Origin of the sequence: Sulfitobacter marinus (genome assembly GCF_900116285.1) — a bacterium.
GTDB lineage: Bacteria > Pseudomonadota > Alphaproteobacteria > Rhodobacterales > Rhodobacteraceae > Sulfitobacter > Sulfitobacter marinus.
On record NZ_FPAJ01000004.1, the window covers coordinates 38663 to 60002 of the forward strand.

Below are 21340 nucleotides of genomic sequence, written 5' to 3' on the forward strand. Positions count from 1 at the left end.
AGGAGGCCCCATGACTGATCCTGATTTTCAACCGCCCGTCAATCCGATGCCCGCTGTCGTGACATTGCTTTTTCTGGCAATCGCTGGGGTCGAGGCGGGCCTGTTCTTGGCCGAGGCTGGCATCATTGGCGGCCCTGGCGCGGTCGGCTGGCGGTTGGCCTTGGTACGCGACTATGGGTTCTCAAACGATCTGTTTGACTGGATGATAGAGAACTGGCGGTTCCCTGCATCCGAAGTCTTGCGCGTCGTGAGTTATTCATTCGTGCATCTGGGGTTCACCCATGCGATTTTTGCCATGGTTCTTTTGCTAGCGCTTGGCAAAATGGTGGCCGAGGCGATGGGGCAAGTGGCGGTGCTGGTGATCTTTTTTGCCTCGGGGATTATGGGGGTGGTCCTGTATGCGCTGGCGCTGGATGATCCGATCTGGCTGGTGGGCGCGTATCCCAATGTCTACGGTTTGATCGGGGCCTATTCCTTTGTGATGTGGCGCAGGTTGGCAAGCCGTGGAGATCAGCAATACCGTGCATTTTCGCTGATCGCTATTTTGATGGGGATACAGCTGTTGTGGGGGATGTTTTTTGAGTCCGGAACGCAGTGGCTGGCGGAGCTGTTTGGTTTCTTCGTCGGCTTTGGACTGTGTTTCGTTCTGGCCCCCGGTGAATGGGCCAAGCTGCGCGGTCGTGTTCGGCATCGTTGATTTTTGACGCAAGGCAGGGGGCCAGCCCCCCTGGCCCCCCGGGATTTGATACCATTTGGAAGATGGGACCTAGCCGCGTTTTAATGCGCCTTTGAATTCACGTAGTTTGAAGGCACCGATCAGTTGGCCCGTGCCGAAATAGACAGCATTGCCAAGCACGATCAGGATCACCAATCCGATACCGCGCCACCATGATTGGGCCAGCAGAGGCTGTAGTGCGACGTTTGCAAACCAGACCGAGACGCCCATAACGGCAGAGGCTGCCAGAATGCGCCAGATACGTTTGTGAAAGCGCGCGTCGAATTTTGCAGCAAAGCCAAAGCCACGTGCGCCAAAGGCGAGCAGACCGAACATGGCCCATCCTGCGAGCGTGGTCGCGATGGCCGGGGCAATCCAGCCGATAAAGGGGCTGAGGCCCACGGCCAGCACTACATTCACAACCATCGCCACGACGGCAAAATAGAACGGGCGTTTGGTATCTTCGCGCGCGTAATACAGCGGTTGCAGGATCTTTTGCAAAACGAAAGCGGGCAGGCCCAGACCGTAGATCGCCACCGCGGTTGCGATAGCCGCAGCATCGTCAACGGTCGTCGCGCCGCGTTGGAAAAGCACAGAGGCCAATGTGAAGGGGATGACCATCAGAGCCACCGCAGACGGGATTGTCAGGGCGAGGGACACTTCTGCTGCGCGGCTGATTTGGGTGTGAGAGCCCTGTTCGTCACCCGCCTTGAGGCGTCGGGACAAGTCAGGCAGCAAGACCACGCCAACGGCAATACCAACGACGCCCAGTGGGAGTTGATAAAGGCGATCGGCGTAGTTGAGCCATGCAACGGCCCCTTCGTAAAAGCTGGCCACTTGGCGGCCGACCAGCAGGTTGATCTGCATCACACCACCTGCAAGGGCGGCTGGTGCCGCGATGATGGCCAGACGTTTGAGTTCCGGCGTCATACGGGGGCGGCGGCTGAAGCCCAGAGTGAAGCCCGCGCGTTTGGCGGCCCACCAAACCAGCGCGAGCTGTGCGATGCCCGCAAGGGGCACGGCCAATGCCAGCGTGTCGCCGATTTGAATGCCAAGCGCTTTGTCGATGCCGATGCCCAATGCATCCGATCCATCGCGGCCTAGGGCGGCACCGATTAGGACCGCAATGATGAAAATGATGTTCAACACGACCGGAGCGGCTGCCGCTGCCATAAAACGGCCCGTTGCGTTCAGCACGCCCGATACGAGTGCGGCGAGCGAGATGAACAGGATATAGGGAAAAGCAAGCCGCCCGTATTCAACGGCCAGATCAAACCTGCTGTCGCCGGCAAAACCGGACGCCATCAGCAGCACCAAACCGGGCATCGCAACAATGCCAATGACGGTGAAGATGGTCAGGATAAACGCCATTCCGACAAAGGCATCCTGGGCAAACTCTTCTGCGCCTTCACCGCTTTCCAGTTTTTTTGCGAACATGGGCACAAAGGCCATGTTGAACGCGCCTTCGGCAAAGAAACGGCGGAACATGTTGGGTAGGGAAAAAGCGACCAGAAATGCCTCGGCGGCGGGGCCAGAGCCAAGGTATGCCGCAATCATCATGTCGCGGATGAATCCCATAATACGGCTTAGAAAGGTCCAGATGCCGACTGTGAAAAAGCCGGACATCAGTCGGATTGGTTTCATTTGCGTGCTTGCCCTGTGACTGCGCTGCAAATTGCGTATCGGTTAGCGCCGCGTTGCGCAATTGTTGATATAGTACCGTCGCACGCCCCAAACGGAAAACCGCCGAGCGAAATTGACCGCCCCGCTTGCGAGGATATCACGCGTCCTGCGCGCGTTCGATCCCTTCGACGATGGCCTGTCGCAGCCGTTTCTCGAGGCTTTTCTGCTTGCCTTCCGAGTGGTATTTCAATCCGAACATGTCTTTGACGTAGAAGGTATCGACCACCTGTTCCCCGTAGGTCGCGATCACCGCATTCGCGATGTAAACATTCGCCTCGGCCAAGCTGCGCGTCAGATCATAGAGCAGGCCCGGACGGTCACGGGTGTCGACCTCGATAATCGTATAGATTTCTGAGCCTTCGTTATCAAAGGTGATATGGGTCGGAACCTTGAACGCTCGCTCGCGTTTTTTGACTTTGTCGCGGGATTTCAATTCCTCGCGGGCAAGGATTTCACCCTTGAGCGTTTTTGAGATCATCTGCCGCAAGCGCGGCAGGCGGGCAGCGTCATAGGGGTTGCCATCGGCGTCCTGAATCCAGAACGCATCGGTCACATAGCCGTCTTTGGTCGTGTAACTGCGGGCATCAACCACATTCGCACCCACCAGCGCCAAGGCCCCGGCAAGCCGCGCAAAAATGCCGGGGTGGTCGGCCATGACAAAACAGGCACGGGTGGCATCGCGGTCGTCGTCAGGGTGCAGGTCGATCCGGATTTCGCCGTCTTTGATGTCGCGCAGTTGCTGGGCGAACACCTCATGGGCCGTCACGTGCAGACCCTGCCAATAGGGCGGATAGTGACGCGCGGTTTCGATCTGCAAATCCTTGCGCGGCCAATCAGACAGCGCGGCGCGGAGTGCCTTTTTCGCCTCGTTCCCGCGATTTGCACGGTTTAGATCTTCGAGGCCGGTTTCCAACGCGCGTTTGGTTTGGCGATACAGGCCACGGATTAGCACAGCCTTCCAATTGTTCCACGTGTTTGGTCCTACGCCGCGGATGTCGCAAACGGTCAGCACACATAGCAGATCAAGCCGTTTGACCGTTTGCACGGCCTTGGCGAAATCGCGCACAGTACGGGGGTCGGCAATGTCACGTTTTTGCGCCATGTCGGACATCAACAGGTGATAGCGGACCAACCATTCGACGGTATCGACTTCGGCTTTGTTCAGGCCCAGCCGTGGGGCGATCTTGCGGGCCATTTGTGCGCCAAGGATCGAATGGTCCTCGGGGCGGCCTTTTGCGATGTCATGCAGCAGCAGTGCCACATAAATGACTTTCCGGTTCACGCCGCGTTTCAGGATGTTTGACGCAACGGGCAGGTCTTCTTCCAGCTCGCCTTTTTCGATCAGCGCAAGGTTGGTGATGCACTGGATCGTATGCTCGTCCACCGTATAGCTGTGATACATGTTGAACTGCATCATCGCGACGATGTTTTCGAATTCGGGGATAAAGGCGGAGAGAACGCCCAGCTCGTTCATGCGGCGTAGCCCGCGTTCGGGGTTGCCGTGCTTGAGCATCAGATCAAGGAAAATGCGCTGCGCTTCGGCATTATTGCGCATGTCGTCGTCGATCAAGTTCAGATTTAGCTTTACCAGACGCATGGCATCAGGGTGGATTAGCATGCCGGTCCGCAAAGCTTCCTCGAAGATGCGCAACAGGTTCAGTTTATCGGCGATAAAGGCCGCATCATCGACAATGGCAAGGCGGCCGCCAACCACCTGATACCCGCTGCGCATTTTTGGGCGACGGCGAAAGATGCGCTCCAGCAGGGGTTCAGCCTTGATGTGGATGCTTTCCAGCTTGGTCAGGAATATGCGCGTCAGCTCGCCCACTTGGGTGGCATGGCGAAAGTAATTTTGCATGAAAACTTCGACGCCGCGCCTGCCGCCCGTATCTTTGTATCCCATCGCTTCGGCAACGGCGACCTGCATGTCAAAGGTCAGCTGCTCGGTTGCCCGGCCTGACAGTAAATGTAGATGCCCGCGCACCGCCCATAAAAAATTCTCGGCGGCGACAAAGGTCTTGAATTCTTCTTCCAGAAAGATGCCACGATCGACCAGATCGGCGGCGGTTTCGACGCTATAGATACGCTTGGCAATCCAGAACAGCGATTGCAGATCACGCAGGCCGCCTTTTGCTTCTTTGACGTTTGGTTCAACTTGATAGCGCAGACCCTGTTTGCGATGGCGCAACCCGCGCTCTTCAAGCTTGGCTTCGATGAAACTGCGCCCCGAGCCCGAAAAAAGTTCGGTTTTTAATGCCTCATCCAGTTCGGCTGTGAGTTCAAGGTTTCCCGCGATAAACCGGTGTTCCAGCAGGGCGGTTTGGATTGTGTAATCTTCGGTGCCCAGACGGATGCAATCGCGTATAGTGCGGGTGGAATGGCCGACCTTTAGCTTTAGATCCCACAGCATATAGAGCATGGATTCGATGACGCTTTCGGTCCAGGCGGTCGCTTTGTAGGGGATCAAAAACAGCAGATCCACGTCCGAGAACGGTGCCATTTCACCCCGGCCATACCCGCCAACGCCAATGACAGCCAGCCGTTCACCTGATGTGGGGTTGGGCTTGGGATGCAATCGCTGAACGGCTATCTGCAAGGTGGCGCGCACCAGCTGATCGGTCAGAAAACAATAGGCGGATGTCATGGCGCGGGCGTCGAACGGGGTCGCCGCAAAGGCGCGCGCGATCTCGGCACGGCCCGCTTTTTGCGCATCGCCTAAAATGCCCACAGCAGCGGCGCGCACGTCGCTGCTGTCTGTGACACCCTCGAACGCGGCGGTCAGGGCATTTGAAACCGCGTCTTCGTCGAATATCAACTCTGGTGCACTGATTAGGTGACGCGCCGTTGCTTCACCGGTTTCAGCCTGTGCGACTAATGGTTTTACCACTTAGTATCCTTTAGAAACCTGCACCGCCAAAGGCTTTTGGGGCCGGATCAATGATCACAACCGAATTGTTGCGCACCGTTGCGACGGCCAAGCCATGCTCGGTTGTACCGTCTGCTTTGAAACGGAACACACCGCTGGCCCCGCGAAAGCCCGCGCCTTGGGTCAGGCGGGCAGCAGACAGCGCATCCGAATGGCCGGATTTGACCAATGCACCGACAGCAGCGATTCCGTCAAAGGCCAGACCGGCAATCGGGTTTGGCAAGGCACCATAGGTCTGAGTATAGCGCTGCGAGAATGCAGTGGTTGCCGATGGGTCAGGCACTGTAAACCAGCCGCCTTGAACACCAGGAAGGGCCAGTGTCTGGGCGGGAATATCCCAGCGGGTCAGCCCGATATATTGCGTTGTGGCGACAGGCAGACCTGCTTCGGGCAAAAGCTGCGTCAGCAATGGCAACGCGCTGGCCGAAGACGAGGTCAGGAAAATCGCATTGGCACCATTTGCAGCTGCCGTTGCCTTGACGCGGGGGACCGCTGCAATAACGGCCTCTTGGCTTAGCGCGTAGTCGACAACGCCGGCAGATGTCGCCCCGTTTAAGGCGATGGCCTGTTGGATCGCGTTGCGACCCAGTTGCCCCGCGACGTCATCCCCGTGCAGGGTTAGAATTCTGTCTTTGCCGTTCGCTTTGGCATAGGCGACCAAACGGTCTGCGGTGTCGCCAAATCCCTGACCCATTACAAATACATTGCCCCCAGCGATGCTGGGGTTGTTCGAGAAGGCCAGAACATTGACACCTTCGTCGAAAACCGCCTTGCCTGCAGCATTTGCAGCCTCACCATAAAGCGGGCCGATAATAATCTTCGCGCCCTCGTCAACGGCCTGCGCTGCAACTTGCGCCGCCATGGCAGCGTTGCCAGCGGTGCCATAGACGCGCAAATCAATCTGCACACCGGCCAGATCGCGAATCGCAAGCTGAGCCGCGTTCTCAAGGTCCTGCGCCAGCAGATTGTCGCTGTCCGAACCACCACGCGGAATGAGCAGGGCAACTGGAACCGGTTTGCTGGCGTCAATGCGTGGCCCATTTGACCCCAAACCGTTCATCCCGCCGGGCTCGCATGCCGCCAGAACAAATGCCAGAAGGGGCAGAATCAAAAGCCGCAGTGGCTTGCGAAGGGTGTCGAAAACGGCGAACATAGCGGGGTCACTCCATTGGTGGCATGTCGGCGGCAATAGCCCGTGAATAGTTGCTTTAATCATAGTGCGTGCGAAAGGCGGGTCCAGCTTGAATTATCAAAAGGTACCGCTCTCCGCGGGGCTTTACTTTGTCGGTGTGCCAATTGGAACAGCCCGTGACATCACGTTGCGTGCGCTGGATGTGTTGGCGTCAGCTGATGTTCTGGCGGCCGAAGACACCCGCAGCCTGCGACGCTTAATGGAAATCCACGGTGTTCCCTTGGAGGGGCGCAGGGTGCTGGCGCTGCATGATCATTCGGGCGCAGGCGTGCAAGACAAGCTGTTGGCCGCCATTCGCGAAGGAAAATCCGTTGCTTACGCGTCAGAGGCGGGTATGCCGCTTATTGCCGATCCGGGGTACGAGCTGTCGCGCGCCGTGTCGCAAGCCGGGTTGATGGTGACCTGCGCGCCGGGGCCTTCGGCGGTGCTGACGGCGCTTGCCTTGGCCGGGTTGCCAACGGATGCATTTTTCTTTGCCGGATTTATGCCAAATGCGAAATCGGCGCGCCTGACGGCCCTTCAGCAGCTGAAAGATGTCCAAGGGACGCTGGTATTTTACGAATCGCCCAAACGTGTTGGGGCGATGTTGCGCGACGCCGCAAAAGCATTGGGCGATGACCGCCCCGCCGCCGTCTGCCGCGAGCTCACGAAAAAATTCGAGGAAATCCGCCGGGGAACATTGGCAGAGCTGCAAGAGTACTACGCCGAAAAGGCCCCCAAAGGCGAGATTGTGGTTCTCGTTGATCGTGGCCGTTCACAATCTGTTAGCCAGAGTGACCTAACCTCTGATCTGGCGTCTGCCTTGGCGACGATGTCGATGCGTGATGCCGTCGATATGGTGGCACAGGCGCATAACCTGCCACGCAGGCAGGTGTATCAGGCCGCGTTGGAGCAGGGTAAAGGGAACAGTTAATCATGTCTGCGGCAAAGCAAATTCAGGGGTCGGTCAGCTATCATGCAGGTCTGGCCGCTGAAAACGCCGTCGCTCAGGATTACATGCGCCGCGGGTTCACTGTTGCCCGTGAAAGATGGCGGGGCAAGCGTGGTGAAATTGACCTGATCATGCGCAGCGATGCAGATTTAATTTTCGTTGAGGTCAAGAAAAGCCAAAGCTTTGCGCGCGCCGCCTTGCGGGTGTCACGCCGCCAGATCGAAAGGATTATGGGATCAGCAGAAGAATTCCTTGCTGGGGAGCCAAACGGCGCGCTGACGAATGTGCGATTTGACGTCGCCTTGGTCGACCAAACGGGGCAGTTGCGCATCGTCGAAAACGCCTTTGGCCACGACTGACCCATTGCACCCCGCGCCGTGCTGCGTCATCTAATGATGAACAGTACGGAGATCTGGTATGAAAATCGCCTTTCAAATGGACCCGATCGGGGCCGTCAACATCAACGCGGACAGCAGTTTTCGCATCTCCGAAGAGGCGCAGGCGCGTGGGCATACGCTCTTTTATTACCTGCCTGACAATCTTGCGTTTCAGGAAGGCCGGATTACCGCCAAAGGCCATGATCTGACGGTTCAGCGCGTGCAGGGCGATCACGCAACACTTGGCCCGCTGCGCGAGGTTGATTTGGCGGATTTCGATGTGGTCTGGCTGCGCCAAGACCCGCCATTCGACATGCATTACATCACATCAACGCATCTTTTGGACCGGATCAAAGAAACGACACTGGTTGTGAATGACCCGTTTTGGGTGCGCAATTATCCCGAAAAACTGATGTGCTTGGATTTCCCCGACCTGATCCCACCGACCACAATTGCGCGTGATCTTGATACGATCAAGGCGTTCAAGGCCAAGCATGGCGATGTGATCCTAAAGCCGCTGTATGGCAACGGCGGTGCCGGTGTGTTCCGCCTTGATGAAAACGACCGTAACCTCGGATCGCTTTATGAGCTGTTTACCGGTTTCTCGCGCGAGCCGTTGATCGTGCAAAAATTCCTCCCTGCTGTCTCCAAAGGCGACAAACGTGTGATCTTGGTGGACGGGGAGGCCGTGGGCGCGATCAACCGTGTCCCCGCAGCGGGCGAAACACGGTCCAACATGCATGTTGGTGGCAGACCTGAAAAGGTCGGTTTGACCGATCGCGACCTTGAGATTTGCGCGGCCATCGGCCCTGTGCTCAAGGAAAAAGGCCAGATCTTCGTCGGCATCGATGTGATCGGGGATTACCTGACTGAAATTAACGTGACATCGCCAACCGGTATTCAAGAGCTTGAGCGTTTTGACGGTACCAACATTGCAGCCAAAATCTGGGAAGCAATCGAGGCGCGGCGCGCATGAGCCTGATACGTCCCGCGCTGAACACCTATTTGCGGCTGATCGAAAAGCGCAAGATGCGCAACGCGAAGACCCCGCAGAAACTGCGCCAGAACCTCGAGCTCAGCGCGCGGCTGCTGTTTCACGCCCCGCGCGGTACGAAGATTGAGAAGGCGACGTTGCCGGGCGACGTTGACGTGCTGACGGTGACCCCGAAACGAGTCACATCCGAGACTGTGATTTTCTATATCCATGGCGGCGGCTTTGTCTTTGGCAGCCCTGAAACACATGCGGCCATGCTGGGCCAATTGGCGGCGCGGATCGGTGCGCGGGTTGTCATGCCGCGCTACCGGTTGGCACCTGAATTCCAGTTTCCAGCAGCAGCGGATGACGTAGAGGCTGCCTATCAAGCCTTGATTGCGTCTGGAGTTGCTGCGCAGAATATCGTGGTGGGCGGTGACAGTGCCGGCGGAGGGCTGGCCTTTGGTTTGCTGTCAGATGTTCTGGCCAAAAAATTGCCAGCGCCACGCGGCGTTTTCGGGTTTTCGCCCTTTGTGGATTACACACGCCAAGGGGCGAGCGTTGTTGAAAATGCCGACCGAGAGGCTGTGCTCCCCTCCGACCGTGCGGGCGAGTTGCTGGCTATGTATTTGGGCGATGCTGACTGTTCCGAACCAAGATTGGACACGTTAAACGCCAATTTTCGTGGCGCGCCACCCGTGTGGTTATGTGTGGGGGACACGGAAATTCTGCGCGATGATGCGCGCGCGTTGAACCAGCATTTGAAGTCTTGCGATGTCGAGGTATCCTTTTACGAGGAGCACGACCTGCCACATGTTTGGCCGCTTTTTCACAATATTTTGCCCGAGGCGCGCCAGACCTTGGATAACCTTGCCGGATGGATCAAAGCGCTGCCGACGCCGGTATCCGAAAGCTAAGCGCTTCGGCCAGATGGTGCTTTTGGACGGTTTCGGCCTCATCCAAATCGGCAATTGTGCGCGCGACGCGCAACACGCGGTGATACCCGCGCGCAGACAGATGAAAACGATCCGCCGCACGCACCAGCAGCGCGCGCGCCTCGGGGTCGGGTGTTGCGATACGGGTCAACAGATCGCCCTCGGCATCTGCGTTTAAATGTGCAGCGGGTGCATCCGCAAATCGGGCCGCTTGGATCTGGCGCGCCGATGCGACGCGGGCCGCGATCTCGGCCGACCCTTCGCTATCGCTTTGCAGGTCCAGATCGGTAAAGGCGACGGGGGGTACATCGACCCGCAGATCGAACCTGTCCATCAGGGGGCCTGATATGCGGGCCATATAGTCCTCTCCGCACGCGGGCGCGCGGCTACAAGCGCGTTCGGGGTCACTGAGATATCCGCATTTGCACGGGTTCGCAGCGGCGACAAGCATGAATTTACAGGGATATCGCACATGGGCGTTGGCCCGTGCTATCATAACTTCGCCTGTCTCGACGGGTTGGCGCAGGGTTTCCAGCACCATGCGCGGGAATTCCGGGAATTCATCCATAAACAACACCCCATTATGGGCCAAGCTGACCTCTCCGGGTTTGGCCTGCCGCCCACCGCCGATGATCGCGGCCATCGACGCGGTATGATGCGGTTCGCGAAATGGGCGTGTGCGGGATATCCCACCCTCAACCAGCAAACCGGCCAGTGAATGGATCATTGACGTGCTTAATGCCTCGCGCGGGGTGAGCGGTGGCAGGATCGACGGCAGCCGCGCGGCCAGCATGGATTTTCCTGATCCCGGCGTGCCGACAAACATCAGATGGTGACGCCCTGCTGCGGCGATTTCCAACGCACGTTTTGCGCGTTCCTGCCCTTTGACATCCCGCAGGTTTTTGGTTTGGTGTGGCGCGGAAACTTCGCCCGGATCGGCGGGGCTGATCGGTACCTGTCCGGTATAGTGGCGAACGACAGCGCCCAGGGAACCGGCCGCAATCACTTGCGTATTACCGACCCAGGCCGCTTCTGCGCCAGAGGCTTCGGGGCATAGAAGGCTGCGATTGTGTTCAGCCGCCGTCATTGCAGCGGGCAGCGCCCCGATCACAGGTATCAAAGTTCCGTCCAGTGAAAGCTCGCCCAGAGCGACAACAGATTGGGTTACATCATGGGGCAAAATGTCGATTGCGGACAGCAGGGCAAGGGCGATGGGCAGATCAAAATGACTGCCCTCTTTGGGTAAATCTGCCGGGCTTAGGTTGATGGTGATGCGTTTGCTGGGCAGTGCAATGGACATAGACGAAAGCGCTGCCCGCACGCGGTCGCGGGCCTCGGACACCGCCTTGTCGGGCAGGCCCACAATCGAGAATGCAGGCAATCCGGCTGAAACGGCGCATTGGACTTCGACAATGCGCGCCTCAACGCCCTGAAATGCAACCGTATATGCACGCGATACCATAGGGGCCCTTTCGGTGGCCAAGATGGTTAATGCGTAGGTCTGCGGAGTTTAAGAAGCGTTAACTCCTGCGGTGATGATGGAATTTGAGTTTATTTTGCAAAATGAAATAGGCTGTCGGATCAAGACACGGGCCAAGGGGATGTGTCGCAGTCGATGTCATATGGGACCGGATCATAGCTGATCTTGAGCCCCTCGGCGCGCCACGTTTTAAACGCGGGATCATTCAGGGTCAAAAGGCAATAGTCTTTTGCAGACTGAGAGACGGGCAGATCATACCCGATGATCCGTGCACAGACGGGGGCGTAAAACACGTCGGCCAAGCTGTAGCTGCCGAAAAGCCACGGGCCTTTTCCGTCTGAAGCATCGTTTGCGTAATCCCACAACTCTTGCAGGCGGGCGAGGTCCTTTGCCAGTCCTTCCGAGACGGCGAGGCCTTTGTTGACGTGACGAAGCTGCATGGGACATTCGCTGCGCAGCGTGGAAAACCCTGCCGTCATCGCCGCACATAACCAACGCGCGCGGGCACGCGCGGCTGGGTTTGCTGGCCAAAGCGCTTTATCCGGGTGCCGTTCGGCCAATGTCTCGGCCATGGCGAGCGTTTCGCCAATCACTTCGCCTTGTGGAGTTTTCAGGGCCGGGACCAGTTTGGCCGGTGCCAGCCTTGCCAAGCCCCGCGCCATGGTGCCGTCGTATAAGCTGACCATATGGCTGCGGTAGGGCAGGCCGAATTTTTCAAGCATCAGCCAGCCGCGCAGGGACCAGCTGGAGAATGTTTTATCGCCGATATAAAGATCATATGTCATGCGTGGTTTCTATCTACGCCAGCCTGATCTGAGCAAATGCAATTTTGTGACGCGTCCCATCACGGGAAATGATTGATGTGAGTTACGGACCATTCCGTTTGGTTCACTGTGATTTGCGTGGCGGATAAGTTGTCGATCTTATGGGCAAATGCCTCTGTCGCGCTGATGTTCAGGGCGCGTTGGATTTGCGTCAGGATGACCCCGAAATGGGCAACTGCGATAATGTGTTCATCTGGGAAAAGGGCATTCAGACGGTCCACGGCGGCGTTGACGCGCGCGGCGGCCACGTTCCAGCTTTCGCCTTGCGGGGGGGCGACGTCGCCAGGTGTGGTCCAATAGGCCCGGCTGAGTTCGGGGTGCTGTTCAGACACATCGCTGAAGTGCATCCCATCCCAGAGGCCGAAATCCATCTCTCGTAGTTTTTCGTCATGGGGCAGGCGCTGGCGCTGAGGGTGGGCCAAGACATCTGCCGTTGCAGCGGCGCGGATCAGGTCGGATGACACAAGGACCGCCTCGCGAGGTAGATGCGCATTAAGTCGCGCGATCTGGGCGTGATCAGATAAATCAGCCGGAACATCGCGCCACCCTACAAAGGTTTTTTCATGCGTCGGTCCGTGTCGAACCCAATGCCAAGTCGTCATTTTTATCGCCCTATAACCCCTGTTTATGCGCCCCAGACTAGCGCTGGCCGCGCTGTTCTCAACCGGTTGTGGGTGAAAATGTTAAAAATATTTGAACCATGCGGCCTGTTACGGAGTTCATAAATAAAGAGCCAAAAATTCTTCTATCAGGGGGTGATAACTGTGGCACTATCTCAAGCGCGTGAATTTTCTTTGACCCGGACCGCTATGAAAGCAGAGCTTTTGGATGCGGACACAGAGCTGAAGCTGGCTTATGCATGGCGGGACCAACGCGATGAACAAGCGCTGCATCGGTTGATCACCGCCTATATGCGCCTTGCCGTTTCAATGGCAAGTAAGTTCAAGCGCTATGGGGCACCGATGAATGATCTGATCCAAGAGGCAAGCCTTGGGCTGATGAAGGCCGCCGATAAGTTTGATCCTGATCGCGGCGTGCGTTTTTCGACCTATGCGGTTTGGTGGATCAAGGCGAGCATTCAAGATCACGTCATGCGCAACTGGTCGATGGTGCGCACAGGGTCTACGTCATCGCAAAAGTCGTTGTTCTTCAACATGCGCCGTGTTCAGGCCCGGATCGAACGTGAGGCCCAAGTCGCTGGCGAAACGCTGGACGGGCATCAGCTGCGCCAGATGATATCGACCGAGATCGGCGTGCCAATGCATGACGTCGAAATGATGGAGGGCCGTTTGTCCGGTTCCGATTATTCGCTTAATGCCACGCAGTCGGCCGAAGACGAGGGCCGCGAATGGATTGATGCGCTGGTGGATGACAGCACGCAGGCGGCTGAAAAAGTTGAAGAAAGCCATGACATAACGATGCTGCGCAACTGGCTTTTGGGCGCAATGCAGGCTCTGAACGAACGCGAGCAGTTTATCGTGCGCGAACGTAAACTGCGCGAGCAACCGAGAACTTTGGAAAGCTTGGGCGAAGAGCTGAAACTTTCCAAAGAACGGGTGCGCCAGCTTGAGGCCGCGGCCTTTGGAAAAATGCGCAAAACGCTTGAAACACAATCGGCTGAGGTTCATCACTTTTTAGTATGATTCGAACCATTTGTGTCTTTCTGGCGCTACCAGTCTTTGCGTCGGCCCAAAATTTGGATGATGATTTGCGCGCGCGATTAGCGGCGGCGCATATCATCGTTTTGGGTGAAACCCATGACAATCCTGCGCATCACGAAATCCAAGCAGATCTTGTGGCAACGATCGCGCCTAAGGCTATCGTCTACGAAATGATCACCGAGGCGCAAGCGTCGCAGGTGCGCGGAGATATCGTTCAAGAGGAAAGAGCGCTTGAAAAGGTGCTTGGCTGGGACGAAAGCGGGTGGCCTGATTTTTCGATGTATTACCCAATATTTGTGGCGGGCGTAGGGGCTAAAACCTACGGGGCTGCCGTGCCGCGTACAGAGGCGCGCAAGGTGATGGGCGATGGCCTTGCTGCGGCATTTGGCGCGGATGCAGAGGTGTTTGGGCTAGATGCGCCGTTAGATCCCGACCAGCAGAGGCAGCGCGAGGCGATGCAGATGAAGGCGCATTGTGACGCATTGCCGGTCGAATTGTTGCCCGCAATGGTCGATGTGCAACGTCTGCGGGACGCGCGTCTGGCGCAGGTCGCGATTAAAGCATTGGATGATACGGGCGGGCCGGTTGTTGTTATTACAGGAAACGGCCATGCGCGTGCGGATTGGGGGATGCCAGCAGCCATAGCTTTGGTACGGCCCGACGCTGTCACCGTGATTGTAGGCCAAGGGGAGGGCGGCACCGTGCCAGAGGGGCGTTTCGATGCGGTGCTGCAATCACCACCGGCTGAACGAGACCACCCTTGTTTGGCATTCAAGAAACCCTGATGGGGCTGGCAGAACGGGGCCTTGCGGCCTATGGTTCACCCTAACTGTGTGAAAGAGGGCCGAACATGCTGGCTGGTAAACATATTCTGCTGATTATCGGTGGCGGCATCGCGGCGTTCAAATCGCTGGATTTGATCCGCCGCCTGCGCGAGCGTGGCGCGACGGTCACCCCTGTTCTTTCCCGCGCTGGCGAAGAATTCGTGACGCCCCTGTCTGTGTCGGCGTTGGCGGGTCAGAAACTGTACCGCGATTTGTTTGATTTGGGCGATGAGGCTGAGATGGGTCATATCCAGCTTAGCCGTGTCGCCGATCTGGTTGTGGTTGCGCCAGCGACAGCCGATTTGATGGCCAAGATGGCAGGCGGCATGGCGAATGATCTTGCCTCGACCCTTTTGCTGGCCACGGACACGCCAGTGATGATCGCCCCTGCGATGAACGTGCGCATGTGGGAACACGCGGCCACGCAGCGCAACCTTGCCACGTTGCGCGGTGACGGGATCGCGGTTGTCGGGCCAAATGACGGCGATATGGCCTGTGGTGAATTTGGACCGGGGCGCATGTCTGAACCGTTGGAAATCGTGGCCGCGATTGAAGCGCAGTTAAACGATGGCCCCTTGAAAGGGCGGCGCATTCTGGTCACGTCGGGACCGACTTATGAGCCGATTGATCCGGTGCGCTATATCGCAAACCGGTCCTCTGGCGCGCAAGGGGCGGCCATCGCCAGTGCCCTTGCTGCATTGGGTGCTGAAGTGGTGTTTATCACTGGCCCCGCAGACGTGCCGCCTCCTAGAGGGGTCGAGGTTGTGCCCGTCGAAACCGCGCTGCAGATGCAAGAGGCCGTGGATGCGGCGTTGCCTGCTGATGCTGGTGTTTTTGCCGCCGCCGTGGCAGATTGGCGTGTCACGACAGCAAGTGATCGCAAGCTGAAGAAGTCAAAAGACGGTTTGCCGTTGCTGGAGTTTGCCGAAAACCCCGACATCCTTAAGACGGTTAGCCACATGGCATCGGGCCGGCCCAAGCTGGTTGTCGGCTTCGCCGCTGAAACCAATGATGTGATTGATAACGCCACGGCCAAGCGCCTGCGCAAAGGCTGTGACTGGATTGTTGCGAATGACGTGTCACCGGGAACCGGGATCATGGGGGGCGGTGAAAACGCTGTAACCTTGATCAGTGACGCAGGCGAAGAAGAGTGGCCGCGCATGGCTAAAGATCAGGTGGCAAAGAAGCTGGCCGCGCGGATTGCCGAGGCGTTGACGTAAGAGATTCTATGCCTTCGGCGAGGATTTAGAACCATTTGGAAAGAGCCGTTGCGCGGATGTTCTTGAGGAATAAAAATGTCTGAGATTAAGTTTAAGCGGGTGGCGGGCAATGAAGATTTGTCCTTGCCCGGCTATGCCAGTGCTGGTGCGGCAGGGATGGATTTGCGCGCATTCTTGCCAGACGGGCCTATTGTCTTTGCCAAGGGAGAGATCAAGCTGATTCCGACGGGCTTTCACGTGGAGCTTCCCGCAGGAACTGAGATGCAGATCAGGCCAAGATCGGGTCTTGCGCTTAAGCATGGCTTTTTGATCCCAAATGCACCCGGTACCGTAGACGAGGATTACCGCGGCGAGGTGATGGTGGGGCTATACTATATTGGCGAGGCCCCTTTTGAAATCCAGCATGGTGACAGGATTGCGCAGGCTGTAATCGCCGATGTTAAACGCTATGCCACGGTTGAGGTTGCCGCATTGTCGGACAGCGCGCGCGGGGCTGGCGGTTTCGGATCTACAGGGCTGAAATAGATGGTGCTGGTTGCCATCCTAGCGGCTGTGATTTGGGGAGCTGGTGCAGTGATTGGCAGTACCCGCGAAAACCGGCTTAAAACACTGGGGGTGTTGTTTGGGGCGGTGATCGGGGTCAACCTGCTGCTGCCAGAGGCACATCCCCTGCGGGCGGCCACAGGCGGCAGTGCTGCGCCTTGGCTCTTGCTAACCGGCTTTGTTGTTTTAGCTTTTGTATACGGCCGAGGCTTGCAATATCTGCGCCGCCGCGCCGCCCCGACTGAGGATGGGCCATCCCAGAAAACCGGGGCGTTTTCCGAGACCGAGTTGAACCGATATGCACGGCATATCGTTCTGCGCGAGGTGGGTGGTAGCGGCCAAAAGGCACTAAAGAATGCCAAGGTCTTGGTCGTTGGCGCAGGCGGTCTTGGCGCGCCTGTTTTACAATATCTTGCGGCTGCGGGTGTTGGCACAATCGGTGTGATCGACGATGACGTTGTGGAAAATGCCAACCTGCAACGGCAGGTTATTCACACAGATGAAAACATCGGTATGGCCAAGGTGTTTTCCGCACAGATGGCGCTTGAGGCGCAGAACCCCTTTGTCACAATCCGCCCTTATCATCGGCGGTTAGACGACGAGATCGCCGAAACCCTGATTAGCGACTACGATATCGTTCTGGATGGGACCGATAACTTCGAGACACGCTATCTGGTCAACCGCGCTTGTGTCGCGGCCGGGGTTCCGTTGATCTCGGGTGCGCTGAGCCAATGGGAGGGGCAGCTGAGTGTCTTTGATCCGGCCAGAGGCGCGCCATGCTATCAATGTGTATTCCCCCAGGCCCCTGCGGCACATCTGGCCCCGTCATGTGCTCAGGCGGGGGTGATCGGCCCGCTGCCGGGTGTCATTGGATCGATGATGGCGGTCGAGGCAATAAAGGTTATCACAGGGGCGGGCGCGCCGCTGCGCGGTCAGATGGTGATCTATGATGCGCTCTACGGAGAGAACCGAGTGATTGGCGTTAGCAAGCGCGATGATTGCACCATCTGCGGTGACATCTCATGAAAACCGCGTTGTTCAAAAAGCGCGCTAGACTGCTCCCAGTATATAAGGAGGAGAAACCCATGAAACGATTCGCACTTGCCGCCGCATTGGCATTGGCTCCGCTGGCAGCCTTGGCCGAAGGTGTAGCGCATAAAGTTGCCATTCACGTTGATGAAAACGACCCTCAGGTGATGAATATGGCGCTGAATAACGCCAGCAACCTTGCCCGCTATTATGAAAGCCAAGGCGATACAGTGACCATTGAGCTGGTCACCTATGGCCCCGGTCTGAACATGTTGATCGCGGACAAAAGCCCGGTCGCCCAGCGGGTGTCAGCGATGTCGCTTGAGCTTGATAACATCAGCTTTTCGGCTTGCGCCAATACAATGGCAGGCATGAAGAAAAAATCCGGTCACGACGTGGCCCTGCTGCCGGAGGCAAATGTCGTACCCTCGGGTGTGGTTCGGTTGATCCAATTGCAAGAAGACGGATTCGCCTACATCCGGCCTTGAGAAACGGTCAGGCCCCGGGTGCATCCACTGAACACAGGGCTAGTTCTTCATGAACTTTTGCCGCGCTTCGGTCGCGATGTTGTATCGGAGTTCTAGATCCGTCAATTTTGCGAGGATTGGCGCGCGCTCGGCATCTGATTTGGCCGCTTTCAGCGCGTTGCGCTGGGCGGCGATTTCTTTCTTGATCAGGATTTCTTCGGGGAGAGCGCCAGCCTCGGCCATCATACGAAAGCCCGCTGCGTCGCCTGCACTGACAAATGCATCTTCTGGCCGGTTCTCAAGAGGTTTCCCTTCGCCCTTAAGCCCTTGCAGTTTGCCTTCCAGAACGGCCTTTTGCATCTGCCGTTCGATTAAATTCCTGATCCTGCGGATCATTTGATCCTCCAAAACAATCGCGTCTAAAGCCTGAGCGTTTACGCAGACGATTGCAACCCACTGCTGCGACACTTACCTGTAGTGACAAAGGAGAACACCATGACAAACCCGTTGCTTGAGGAGTGGGACACGCCGTTTGAGCTGGCCCCGTTTGACACTATTTCAGACGATGATTTCGAGCCCGCCTTGGATGACGCGCTGACCGAGCATCGGATGGATATTGATGCGATCACCAATTGCGATGCCGCGCCCACATTCGGCAATACGATTGAGGCACTGGAAGAGGCGGGCAGCCAGCTGGACCGTGTGCTGGGGGTGTTCTTTACCGTGGCGGGCGCAGACAGCAACCCTGTTCGCGAAGCATTGCAGCGTAAGTTCTCTCCGCTATTGGCCGCGCATTATTCAGAGATATCGAGCAACAAGGCGCTGTTCGCCCGCGTGGCCGAGGTCTGGAAAAACCGCGACAGTTTTGATTTGACGCCAGAGCAAGCCCGTGTGCTGATGCTGACCCATCGCGGGTTCGTGCGGTCAGGGGCGGCATTGGACGGCGCAGAGGATGCCCGCATGAAAGAAATCAAGGGCCGGTTGGCGGTTCTTGGTACTCAATTTACGCAGAACCTTTTGGCGGATGAACGGTCATGGTTCATGAAGCTTGAGGAAGCCGACCTTGAAGGGCTGCCCGAGTTTGTTATTGATGCGGCCCGCAATGCAGGCGCAGAGAAAGATGCAGGCGGTCCGGTCATTACGCTGTCACGGTCGCTGATTGTGCCGTTCCTGCAGTTTTCACCCCGCCGCGATCTGCGCGAAAAGGCGTTTCTGGCGTGGCAGGCGCGTGGTGCGAATGACGGCGAAACGGATAACCGTGCTATTGCCGCTGAAACGCTGGCCCTGCGCGAAGAACGTGCCAAGCTGCTCGGGTATAAGAACTTTGCAGCATTCAAGCTCGAAACGGAAATGGCCAAGACGCCCGAAGCCGTTCGTCAGCTGTTGATGGACGTGTGGGAGCCCGCCAAAGCGCAGGCTGAGGCAGATGGCGCGGTGTTGACGGAGATGATGCACGCAGATGGCGTGAACGGCGATTTGGCCCCTTGGGATTGGCGGTACTATGCGGAAAAACAACGTATGGCCGAGCATGATCTCGACGAGGCCGCGTTGAAACCGTATTTTCAGCTGGACCGGATGATTGACGCGGCCTTTAGCTGCGCCACACGTCTGTTCGCTCTCGAATTTGCGCCCCTTGATGTGCCGCTATATCATCCAGATTGCCGCGCGTGGGAGGTGACACGAGACGGTAAACATGTCGCTGTGTTCATCGGGGACTACTTTGCCCGCGGGTCCAAGCGGTCAGGTGCGTGGTGCTCTGCTATGCGGGCGCAGGCAAAGTTCCCGACAGAGCAATCGCCCATTGTGATCAATGTCTGCAACTTTGCCAAAGGGGTACCGGCCTTGTTGTCCTATGATGATGCGCGGACCTTGTTCCACGAGTTTGGCCACGCGCTGCATCAGATGTTATCGAATGTAACTTACGAATCCGTGAGCGGCACATCGGTCGCCCGCGACTTTGTGGAGTTGCCGAGCCAGCTATATGAGCATTGGCTGGATGTTCCGGAAGTGCTGGGCGAATTTGCGACCCACGCTAAAACCGGCGAACCAATGCCAAAAGAGATGTTGGAGAAGGTTTTGGGGGCCGCCAATTTTGGCATGGGATTTGCGACGGTCGAATATGTGGCGTCGGCGCTGGTTGATCTGGAATTTCATGATGGCAACGCTCCGAGTGATCCGATGACCAAGCAAGCCCAGGTTCTAGCTGATCTTGGCATGCCAGGGGCAATCACCATGCGCCATGCCACGCCGCAATTTGCGCATGTCTTTTCCGGCGATGGCTATTCCAGCGGATACTACAGCTATATGTGGTCCGAGGTCATGGATGCCGACGCATTCGAAGCCTTTGAAGACGCCGGCGGTGCTTTTGATCCCGAAAAAGCGCAGGCGCTTGAGACGCACATCTTATCCAAGGGTGGCAGTCAGGATGCGGCAGAACTGTATAAGGCGTTCAGGGGGCGCTTGCCGGGGGTTGAGGCGCTGTTGAAAGGGCGCGGACTTATTGCGGCTTAGTAATACTTTTTGCCTTCGGCGAGAGTTTAAGGGCAAAATGAAATATCAGGTAAACTGGGCTGATTTCATTTTGCCAAATAAACTCAAATTCCTACCCCAAGACGGGCGCGTTCAATAGCCTAAGGTTCGGTCGACCAGATGCAAAAAGGGTTGTCCGGTTTCGCCGCGTTGGATGTTTTGGACAATCATTTGTGATGCTGTCACAGCGCGGGTTTCTGCGGCGATGTGGGGGGTGACGGTGACCTTTGGATGCGCCCAATAGGGATGCTGTGCGGGCAAAGGTTCGGTTCGGAAAACGTCTAGCGTGGCATGCGCGATCTGGCCACTATCAAGGGCGCTGATCAGCGCGTCATCATCTATCAGCGGCCCGCGGCCAGGGTTGATGATAAATGCGCCCTTTGGCATTTTTGCGAGCGCGGCCTGGTCTATTGTGTTTTCGGTTGCCGGAGTGTCGGGCAACAAGAGCACGAGTATTTCACTGCGGGCCAGAATATCTTGCAAGCCGTCTTCGCCGTCGAAACATTTTATGCCCGGTTGGCTTTTGAGGCTACGGGACCAACCCGCGATATCAAAGCCGAGGATGGCAAGGGTTTTGGCCGCTTCGGTTCCCAAAGCGCCCATGCCAAGCATCCCGACCTTACGTTCCTGTGCCAGAGGCGGAGTGCGCGGTGTCCAATCGGTGCTGGTGTTCAGGATGTCGATGTCCAGCCCAAGGTGATAGCGCATTACGTGTCCGGTCACCCATTCGACCATTCCTTTGGTCAGGCCGGGGTCGACCATACGGGCCAGTGGAATTTTCAGGGTCTTATTTCCAGTAATTTTCTCGACGCCTGCCCATAGGTTGAGCACGGCCTTGGCGCGGGTGTAGGGGGTGAAATCCTGTAGCTCGCTGTTTGGCGCATAGACGATATAATCGACTTCGGAGGGCGCAATATCCATGCTGAGGTTGGCTTTGATCCCTGCATCGCGCAACGCGTCGCGTAGGGGTTGTTCATATGTCGTCCAACGCTCGGCGCGGGCGGCAAATAGAATATTGAGGAGCATTGAGA

20 protein-coding genes are annotated in these 21340 nt (G+C 57.2%); 12 read left to right on the forward strand and 8 right to left on the reverse strand.

Going from position 1 to position 21340, the window contains the following annotated elements; translation table 11 throughout:
• The first annotated feature begins 10 nt into the window (after positions 1 to 10).
• Positions 11 to 697: a rhomboid family intramembrane serine protease gene (locus tag BM347_RS11705; RefSeq protein WP_093916679.1), complete on the forward strand. Its 687-nt coding sequence runs from the start codon at positions 11 to 13 to the stop codon at positions 695 to 697.
• A 69-nt stretch (positions 698 to 766) separates the two neighbouring features.
• On the opposite strand, the gene murJ is transcribed toward BM347_RS11705, so the two are convergent.
• The 3 genes from murJ to BM347_RS11720 form a co-directional block, all read right to left on the reverse strand.
• Complete coding sequence (murJ, locus tag BM347_RS11710) at positions 767 to 2359, reverse strand: murein biosynthesis integral membrane protein MurJ (RefSeq protein ID WP_093916680.1); 1593 nt, start codon at positions 2357 to 2359, stop codon at positions 767 to 769.
• Positions 2360 to 2495: 136 nt separating this feature from the next.
• Positions 2496 to 5285, reverse strand: a complete 2790-nt coding sequence (locus BM347_RS11715; RefSeq protein ID WP_093916681.1) for a [protein-PII] uridylyltransferase — start codon at positions 5283 to 5285, stop codon at positions 2496 to 2498.
• A gap of 10 nt (positions 5286 to 5295) precedes the next feature.
• Positions 5296 to 6477 (reverse strand): penicillin-binding protein activator, encoded by a 1182-nt coding sequence (locus tag BM347_RS11720; protein WP_093916682.1) that lies wholly within the window; start codon positions 6475 to 6477, stop codon positions 5296 to 5298.
• Positions 6478 to 6565: 88 nt separating this feature from the next.
• On the opposite strand from BM347_RS11720, the gene rsmI reads away from it, so the two are divergent.
• From rsmI to BM347_RS11740, 4 genes are read left to right on the forward strand one after another with little or no spacing between them, the layout of a single operon-like run.
• A complete protein-coding gene (gene rsmI, locus BM347_RS11725) occupies positions 6566 to 7429 on the forward strand; it encodes a 16S rRNA (cytidine(1402)-2'-O)-methyltransferase (RefSeq protein ID WP_093917041.1) in 864 nt (287 codons plus the stop codon).
• Between the two features lie 20 nt (positions 7430 to 7449).
• Positions 7450 to 7806 carry a YraN family protein gene (locus BM347_RS11730; RefSeq protein ID WP_093917042.1) on the forward strand — a complete coding sequence of 119 codons (357 nt, stop codon included), beginning with the start codon at positions 7450 to 7452 and terminating at the stop codon, positions 7804 to 7806.
• Positions 7807 to 7864: 58 nt separating this feature from the next.
• The gene (gene gshB, locus BM347_RS11735) at positions 7865 to 8800 is read left to right on the forward strand and encodes a glutathione synthase (RefSeq protein WP_093916683.1); all 936 of its coding nucleotides are present in this window, start codon (positions 7865 to 7867) and stop codon (positions 8798 to 8800) included.
• Complete coding sequence (locus BM347_RS11740; RefSeq protein ID WP_093916684.1) at positions 8797 to 9714, forward strand: alpha/beta hydrolase; 918 nt, start codon at positions 8797 to 8799, stop codon at positions 9712 to 9714. The genes gshB and BM347_RS11740 overlap by 4 nt, the downstream gene beginning before the upstream one ends.
• Here BM347_RS11740 and BM347_RS11745 read toward each other — a convergent pair.
• The 3 genes from BM347_RS11745 to BM347_RS11755 all read right to left on the reverse strand — a co-directional run bounded on the left by BM347_RS11745 (position 9680) and on the right by BM347_RS11755 (position 12638).
• Entirely contained in the window at positions 9680 to 11194 is a 1515-nt protein-coding gene (locus tag BM347_RS11745; RefSeq protein ID WP_093916685.1) for a YifB family Mg chelatase-like AAA ATPase, read from the reverse strand. The genes BM347_RS11740 and BM347_RS11745 overlap by 35 nt on opposite strands.
• Before the next feature lie 119 nt (positions 11195 to 11313).
• The gene (locus BM347_RS11750) at positions 11314 to 11997 is read right to left on the reverse strand and encodes a glutathione S-transferase (RefSeq protein WP_093916686.1); all 684 of its coding nucleotides are present in this window, start codon (positions 11995 to 11997) and stop codon (positions 11314 to 11316) included.
• A 59-nt stretch (positions 11998 to 12056) separates the two neighbouring features.
• Complete coding sequence (locus BM347_RS11755; RefSeq protein WP_093916687.1) at positions 12057 to 12638, reverse strand: histidine phosphatase family protein; 582 nt, start codon at positions 12636 to 12638, stop codon at positions 12057 to 12059.
• Between the two features lie 162 nt (positions 12639 to 12800).
• Between BM347_RS11755 and BM347_RS11760 the strand changes: the two genes are divergently transcribed.
• From BM347_RS11760 to BM347_RS11785, 6 genes are all read left to right on the forward strand, one after another.
• Complete coding sequence (locus tag BM347_RS11760) at positions 12801 to 13679, forward strand: RNA polymerase factor sigma-32 (RefSeq protein ID WP_093916688.1); 879 nt, start codon at positions 12801 to 12803, stop codon at positions 13677 to 13679.
• Positions 13676 to 14482, forward strand: coding sequence for a ChaN family lipoprotein (locus BM347_RS11765; RefSeq protein ID WP_093916689.1), 807 nt, complete (start codon positions 13676 to 13678; stop codon positions 14480 to 14482). Before BM347_RS11760 ends, BM347_RS11765 begins: the two co-directional genes overlap by 4 nt.
• 65 nt (positions 14483 to 14547) lie before the next feature.
• Positions 14548 to 15741: a bifunctional phosphopantothenoylcysteine decarboxylase/phosphopantothenate--cysteine ligase CoaBC gene (gene coaBC, locus BM347_RS11770; RefSeq protein ID WP_093916690.1), complete on the forward strand. Its 1194-nt coding sequence runs from the start codon at positions 14548 to 14550 to the stop codon at positions 15739 to 15741.
• Between the two features lie 75 nt (positions 15742 to 15816).
• Positions 15817 to 16266 carry a dUTP diphosphatase gene (gene dut / locus BM347_RS11775; protein WP_093916691.1) on the forward strand — a complete coding sequence of 150 codons (450 nt, stop codon included), beginning with the start codon at positions 15817 to 15819 and terminating at the stop codon, positions 16264 to 16266.
• Positions 16267 to 17310 (forward strand): HesA/MoeB/ThiF family protein, encoded by a 1044-nt coding sequence (locus BM347_RS11780; RefSeq protein WP_093916692.1) that lies wholly within the window; start codon positions 16267 to 16269, stop codon positions 17308 to 17310.
• Between the two features lie 59 nt (positions 17311 to 17369).
• Positions 17370 to 17801 carry a DsrE family protein gene (locus BM347_RS11785; protein WP_093917043.1) on the forward strand — a complete coding sequence of 144 codons (432 nt, stop codon included), beginning with the start codon at positions 17370 to 17372 and terminating at the stop codon, positions 17799 to 17801.
• 39 nt (positions 17802 to 17840) lie between these two features.
• Here BM347_RS11785 and BM347_RS11790 read toward each other — a convergent pair whose 3' ends face one another.
• A complete protein-coding gene (locus BM347_RS11790) occupies positions 17841 to 18176 on the reverse strand; it encodes a DnaJ family domain-containing protein (protein WP_093917044.1) in 336 nt (111 codons plus the stop codon).
• Positions 18177 to 18275: 99 nt separating this feature from the next.
• Here BM347_RS11790 and BM347_RS11795 point away from each other — a divergent pair, with 99 nt between their 5' ends.
• Positions 18276 to 20291 (forward strand): M3 family metallopeptidase, encoded by a 2016-nt coding sequence (locus BM347_RS11795; RefSeq protein ID WP_093917045.1) that lies wholly within the window; start codon positions 18276 to 18278, stop codon positions 20289 to 20291.
• A 111-nt stretch (positions 20292 to 20402) separates the two neighbouring features.
• Here BM347_RS11795 and BM347_RS11800 read toward each other — a convergent pair whose 3' ends face one another.
• Positions 20403 to 21335: a 2-hydroxyacid dehydrogenase gene (locus tag BM347_RS11800; RefSeq protein ID WP_093916693.1), complete on the reverse strand. Its 933-nt coding sequence runs from the start codon at positions 21333 to 21335 to the stop codon at positions 20403 to 20405.
• Positions 21336 to 21340: the final 5 nt, after the last annotated feature.

Excerpts from the sequence above, each read along its gene's own strand:
- BM347_RS11765 (WP_093916689.1), top strand. The coding sequence starts at position 13,676 with ATGATTCGAACCATTTGTGTCTTTCTGGCGCTACCAGTCTTTGCGTCG.
- gshB (WP_093916683.1), top strand. The coding sequence starts at position 7,865 with ATGAAAATCGCCTTTCAAATGGACCCGATCGGGGCCGTCAACATCAAC.
- murJ (WP_093916680.1), bottom strand. The coding sequence starts at position 2,359 with ATGAAACCAATCCGACTGATGTCCGGCTTTTTCACAGTCGGCATCTGG.
- BM347_RS11720 (WP_093916682.1), bottom strand. The coding sequence starts at position 6,477 with ATGTTCGCCGTTTTCGACACCCTTCGCAAGCCACTGCGGCTTTTGATT.
- BM347_RS11795 (WP_093917045.1), top strand. The coding sequence starts at position 18,276 with ATGACAAACCCGTTGCTTGAGGAGTGGGACACGCCGTTTGAGCTGGCC.
- BM347_RS11785 (WP_093917043.1), top strand. The coding sequence starts at position 17,370 with ATGAAACGATTCGCACTTGCCGCCGCATTGGCATTGGCTCCGCTGGCA.
- BM347_RS11750 (WP_093916686.1), bottom strand. The coding sequence starts at position 11,997 with ATGACATATGATCTTTATATCGGCGATAAAACATTCTCCAGCTGGTCC.
- BM347_RS11800 (WP_093916693.1), bottom strand. The coding sequence starts at position 21,335 with ATGCTCCTCAATATTCTATTTGCCGCCCGCGCCGAGCGTTGGACGACA.
- coaBC (WP_093916690.1), top strand. The coding sequence starts at position 14,548 with ATGCTGGCTGGTAAACATATTCTGCTGATTATCGGTGGCGGCATCGCG.
- BM347_RS11740 (WP_093916684.1), top strand. The coding sequence starts at position 8,797 with ATGAGCCTGATACGTCCCGCGCTGAACACCTATTTGCGGCTGATCGAA.
- dut (WP_093916691.1), top strand. The coding sequence starts at position 15,817 with ATGTCTGAGATTAAGTTTAAGCGGGTGGCGGGCAATGAAGATTTGTCC.
- BM347_RS11705 (WP_093916679.1), top strand. The coding sequence starts at position 11 with ATGACTGATCCTGATTTTCAACCGCCCGTCAATCCGATGCCCGCTGTC.
- BM347_RS11780 (WP_093916692.1), top strand. The coding sequence starts at position 16,267 with ATGGTGCTGGTTGCCATCCTAGCGGCTGTGATTTGGGGAGCTGGTGCA.
- BM347_RS11790 (WP_093917044.1), bottom strand. The coding sequence starts at position 18,176 with ATGATCCGCAGGATCAGGAATTTAATCGAACGGCAGATGCAAAAGGCC.
- BM347_RS11755 (WP_093916687.1), bottom strand. The coding sequence starts at position 12,638 with ATGACGACTTGGCATTGGGTTCGACACGGACCGACGCATGAAAAAACC.
- BM347_RS11745 (WP_093916685.1), bottom strand. The coding sequence starts at position 11,194 with ATGGTATCGCGTGCATATACGGTTGCATTTCAGGGCGTTGAGGCGCGC.